Source organism: Cellulosimicrobium sp. KWT-B, assembly GCF_002127155.1.
Classification (GTDB): domain Bacteria; phylum Actinomycetota; class Actinomycetes; order Actinomycetales; family Cellulomonadaceae; genus Cellulosimicrobium; species Cellulosimicrobium funkei.
This window is the reverse complement of record NZ_NEDO01000010.1, coordinates 1-4,990: the sequence shown is the minus strand read 5'-3', so window position 1 is coordinate 4,990 and position 4,990 is coordinate 1. Positions and strand designations below refer to the sequence as shown.

The 4,990-nt window shown below is 62.8% G+C and carries 6 protein-coding genes; 3 read left to right on the top strand and 3 right to left on the bottom strand.

All coding sequences use genetic code 11. The features are described 5' to 3' along the window. Positions 1-234: amidohydrolase family protein (locus B9L22_RS19425; RefSeq protein ID WP_158097232.1), on the top strand; the 234-nt coding region annotated here is incomplete at its 5' end. 36 nt (positions 235-270) lie between these two features. Then, on the top strand, positions 271-561 hold the full coding sequence (locus B9L22_RS19420) for a hypothetical protein (RefSeq protein ID WP_086151578.1): 291 nt from the start codon (positions 271-273) through the stop codon (positions 559-561). A gap of 329 nt (positions 562-890) precedes the next feature. Here B9L22_RS19420 and B9L22_RS19415 read toward each other — a convergent pair whose 3' ends face one another. Continuing rightward, positions 891-1,904 (bottom strand): hypothetical protein, encoded by a 1,014-nt coding sequence (locus B9L22_RS19415; protein WP_086151577.1) that lies wholly within the window; start codon positions 1,902-1,904, stop codon positions 891-893. Between the two features lie 43 nt (positions 1,905-1,947). Continuing rightward, positions 1,948-2,373 (bottom strand): hypothetical protein, encoded by a 426-nt coding sequence (locus tag B9L22_RS19410; protein WP_143317403.1) that lies wholly within the window; start codon positions 2,371-2,373, stop codon positions 1,948-1,950. A gap of 1,765 nt (positions 2,374-4,138) precedes the next feature. Between B9L22_RS19410 and B9L22_RS20765 the strand changes: the two genes are divergently transcribed. Next, entirely contained in the window at positions 4,139-4,537 is a 399-nt protein-coding gene (locus tag B9L22_RS20765; protein WP_369824883.1) for an integrase core domain-containing protein, read from the top strand. A 211-nt stretch (positions 4,538-4,748) separates the two neighbouring features. Here the strand turns inward: B9L22_RS20765 and B9L22_RS20095 are convergent. Continuing rightward, a partial coding sequence (locus B9L22_RS20095) for a hypothetical protein (protein WP_198947351.1) occupies positions 4,749-4,990 on the bottom strand: 242 nt, incomplete at its 5' end.

Below are 4,990 nucleotides of genomic sequence, written 5' to 3'. Positions count from 1 at the left end.
AGTGGTGCCGCGCAGCTCTCTGACACACTCATGTTAGAGAGCGACTTCCCGCACCCGACCAGCCTGTCGCCGGGGCCCGCGTCCCCCGCTCGGCGACCGCGGGAGATGGCGGAATCAGCACTCACGGGCCTCCCCGACGAGGTGATCGCCAAGCTGATGTACCAGAATGCCGCCAAGCTCTACGACCTCGACATGTCCGTGGCGTTCGCGACTGTCGCCGCGGGTACGAGCTAGTGCCAATGAGTTGCTGCGGATGAAGGGACTCGTCTCATGACCGAGCTCTTGATGTACTCGCCGAGGCCCAACGCGTTCGCCAAGCCCAAGGCTGAAGCCCAGGTGCCGGCAGCGTTGTCCCGCAACCTGGTCGGCGCCACGGTCGGGATCGTGGACGACGGCCTGCTCCTGGACATCGGTGTGATGCTCGAGCAAGAGCTCAGGCGCCTCGGAGCCGGTGATGTTCAGTGGTTCCGAGCACCCAGCTACACCGATCTCGCGTCGACCGAGTTCCTCGACGACATCGCAGCCAAGGTGGCGGGAGCGGTGACCGGGCTCGGGAGTTGAGGCAGCTGCACGGCGTGGAGTTGCCACGCCAGCGTTGAGCTCGTGCGTCGGGGCATTACCGCGCCGCCGATGGTGACCGAGTCGTTCCGAGCGTGGGGAAGGGCCTGCGTCCAGAGCTATGGCGGGGATCCCGAGACGGTGGTCGTATTACGAGAAGATGCGCCGTACCTGACGGGGGAGTCGCTTCGAGAGGAAGTCGCGCGCGTCGCCCACCTCGTGCTTGGTCTAGACGAGCCCACCGAGAGGTGATCGGACAACCTGGATCACCGCGCGAGCTCGAGTGTGCCGATCGGTGGGGCGTCGAGTGTCTCCGCCATGGCCTTGGGTGCTCAGCGCGAAACCGGGAAGCTCGTAGCCTTGCTCAGACCGAAGGCGCCGCCGTACATCATGTGATGACCTCCTGAACCCCCGGCCACCACGATGTAGATGTCCTGAGGACGTTTCACGGCGAGCACCCTTCCATCGACGACGGTCCAGTTCCCAGGTGGGACGTTGCCGTACGGCAGCTCTTCGAGCGGGATTCGCGCTTCCTCGAAGAGGGCTTCTTGCAAGGTCAATCGATCGAAACCGGCGTCGGCAAGCATGGCGGCATATGGCGGATTGATGATGAGGACTGGGTTTCCATCGGACCAGAAGTAGTTGATGTCCAGATTCCGCATGACGCGGCCGTAACCGTCGATCAGGTGGATCGCCTCGGTATTTCCGAAGTTGATGGTCTGGTCAATCAAGGTCTCGATTGCGAGCGTCGTCACCACGCTCGTCTCGCGGTCGTAGCCAAGCCAGACGTGAAGTGGCTCCCACGGGCTCTCCTCTTCCGCCTCGGCGAAGCAGAACGTGTACTTCAGAGGGGAGCCGTGTTGTGCCATGTCGATCATGTCGTCGAAGGATCCACCGATGTTACCCATGACGAAACGGAGGGCCCGACCGATGACGCCATTCGGCTGCGGGCCTGGCCCCATGCATCCGCGTCCAAAGTTCATGCCGATCTCATGCCGGATCGGTCCGTTGACGATCGTCATGGGAGCGACTGGATTGGTCGTGCACTGAACGTTGTAGAGATCGAACTCGTCTTTGAGGATCGAGGACACCATCGCAACCACGACCTTGAGGTGGTCGGGGCGGCAGCCGGCCATGAACGCGTTGACCGCGACGTTCTCCACGGTCGCGATGCCGAAGGCCGGGGGCACCGGTCCCACCACCTCATCGCGGTCGAGGCCGCTTCGGGCGATGAAGTCATCCACTCGGTCTCGCATGGGGAGTTGGACGGGGAGGCCGTCGGTCCACAGCTGTTCCCTCAACACCTCTTCGGAGAGCTCGATCGGCAAGGCCAGCTCTTCGAGCATCAGAGATCCTCCGTTCCGAGCTTCGAGCACCAGCTCGATGGCTTCAGGTGGTCGCGTCCTGGGCATCCGCCTCGTTCGGGTAGACGAGCTCGATCGACCCCGTGAGACCCGCGCCCTCCAACGTAGACGTGATGATCGACTTCATAAGTGGCTTCGGGACCAGGCACTCCTCGCAGGCGTCGGGGAATGCAGCGATCGCGATATGGATGGTCATCCCGTCCGTGTGGACCTGCAATCCGTATCCGTCGGCCTTGAGCGACATCGCGACGGGCTCCAACGCCGATCGCACCCGCACCGCCCGCTGGCTGCCTTCTTGTTCAGGGGACATGTCTCCTCCGGATCCCATTCCTGCTTTCGGTTTCGCGATCAGCGTCCGCTTTGAGAAGCTGTCGACTCGACCATCATCACGAGCATCGTGCACCCCTTCACGCCGACCTGCCAGCCCATGAACGACGTCGGGCACGATCACGACGTCGCCGGGTGCTACCGCGACCGCGGTGCCATCCTCGAGGAGCAACTCGATCGAGCAGGCGATATCGATCTGAGAGGTTACCTCGTGCGTACGACGCAGCGCGGAGCGACGTCCGGCGCCGAAGGTGACGAGACGGCAGCGGGTAGCCCCGGGACCGCATCGTCTGACGCTAGCGCGGCCGCTGGGTCCATCTCCGAACCCACGTCAGCGGAATTGGACGTCTCCCACAGCTCGGCGATCCGGAGCCCTCAGGGCGGTGCCGACTCTGGGCAGTCGTCTGGTGAGAGCATACACATCGAACCGTCGCAGCACGCGTGGCCAGCGATATACCTGCTGGCGACGAGGGTCGATCGGCGTGGGGCCAGCCCTGGCGACGCGACGAATCGATCCCGGACTGCTCATGCGATTGCCCGAGGACGTCCAAAGCTCGTCGCGAGCGCCACAGATGGGTTAGCGGTGGAGGATGGTGTCCCAGTTGTAGCTGAAGCTCTTGGGTCGTGGCCGGTCCCTCGGCCAGACCTCGAGCCAACTCAGCGCGATCCCTTGGTCCTGAGGACGCCAACGGATTCGGCGGGCGTCCATCCATCGAATCATCGTCTCGAGGTCATCGCTGACATGCCAGGCGATTATCACGCACCCCAAGAAAGTGACCTCGCCTTGGAGCCACGTCTTGCCGGTCGGGACCTCAAGGAACCGGCGGAAGGCGTGATCGCCTTCGGAAAGCTGAGAAAACATTGTCGAATCCATCCGAGAGGTTCCCAGGGTCTTTGACTCGAAGTCGTCGCGCGCGGCGAGCGAATCGACGCTCAGCGGCAGCGTGGCCGCGGTGATCCTGCCTCAGGAGCCGAAGGTCGAGCCGACTTCGCCGACGATCTGCTTGTAACGCTCGAAGATCGGCCGAACCAGCTCCTTGTCGAACGCCGGACCGATGCCATTTCTCGCCATCTGCTTCCATTCGATGATGCAGGCGCAGTCGCAGACGACATCCCCGAAACCCGAGGTGTCGAGGTGTTGAGGTGCATCGGAGCCGGCAGGACGTAGCCCACGTCGATGAGGATCAGGTCCGGGTCGCAGTACGGCGACTCCAGGATCAATCCGCGCGGTTTCCCATCCTTGAAGTGCCCCAGAAGGAATTGCACGATCGCTCCATTGGCGGTCGTGGACGGACCGAATACCAGCGGGCACCCCTAACGCAAGTGCCTCGTACTTCGAGGCGCCTGTGGGCGACCGGCTGGATTCGGCCAACGTGAAGGAATCGAGGCGATTACCGCGAGCAAGTAGGAGTCGTCGAGGTTCTCGGGTGAGAGCGCCGTCGCCGGCTTCCGCGAGAGGAATGGTTGGGAAGCTTCGAGGCCTCGCAGCCCCTGACGGCGATGTACGGAGGCCATGCCGGCTGACTGCAAACCCATGCCCTACAGAATGTCCTTGTCGGACTGTGCCGCCGCACCGCCCGGAAAGATCTGGCAAGGCGACCTGTGTCCATCAAGTACGCCCGCGTCCCGAGCACGATCTGGCTGTCGCACACTATTGCGCGCGATACTGTTACGCCCTATAATAACGATCAACGCACGGCCATTACGAGCGATAGCTCGATTGGACGAGCATCCGATGGCCAGGTGGGGGGTGCCCGGACCCCCGGGTCGGTCACTGCGTCGCACTCCGATCACATCTGGGCGCTGGACTACGTCTTCGACGAGACGAGAGAAGGACGGCCGATCAAAGTCCTCAACGTCACCGACGAGTTCACCCGTGCAGCCCTGGCGTGTGTCCGGCCCGGTCGATCGACGCGGATCGCACCGTCGGGGTGTTAGAGGACCTCGTCGAGAAACGAGCTGTCACACCGCGCTACATCCGGTCCGATAACGGCCCCGAACTCATCTCCCAAGCGTTACGAGACTGGTGCCGCTTCAACCAGATCACCACGTCCTACATCGAACCCGGCGCACCCTGGCAGAACCCCTACGTCGAATCCTTCAACGGCAAACTCCGCGACGAACTCCTGAACCTCGAGACGTTCAACAGTCTCTTCGAAGCCCAAGTCCTCATCGAAGACTGGCGAGACGAAGACAACCACTACCGCCCCCACCAATCACTCCGATACCTCACCCCCCCGGAATTCACCCGGAGATGGCATGCTGAACACCAACCCCGAACCTCATAACGACTGGACCAACAAATGGGGTCCGGTCACTTATTGGTCGCAGCGGTGAGCAAGCTGCGGACATCCTGCTCGACCGATGAACCAACGACGATCTGGTTCGGAATTCGGTCGCCACATTCCGTACTCCACATGCGTCCCGGCCGATTCGCCATGGCTCAGGTAAGGCACGTCCAGTCGCGGAGACCGGACATCGGCTCAAAGCATCGCTGGTCTAGAGCTCGTAGACCGTCACCTTCGGCGAGAGCATGTCTCGGTCGAGATATGTAGCGACCGTGCCGACAACCTGTGAGATACGAGTCTTGTGCGTTCCTGCGCTGCCAAAGGGGCTCCAGACCGCCCCAATCATCTCGATCTCGTGGGCAACGGCTTCTGCGGCTTCACGGGTCGCGCAGCGCGCCGCGCCGCGCACGTGCACTTCGTAGGGTGGGTGCTCGGGGTCAATGGCGGGCGAAG

Bases quoted from the DNA above. Each gene is read 5' to 3' on its own strand.
- B9L22_RS19420 (WP_086151578.1), top strand. From the start codon at position 271: ATGACCGAGCTCTTGATGTACTCGCCGAGGCCCAACGCGTTCGCCAAG.
- B9L22_RS19415 (WP_086151577.1), bottom strand. From the start codon at position 1,904: ATGCTCGAAGAGCTGGCCTTGCCGATCGAGCTCTCCGAAGAGGTGTTG.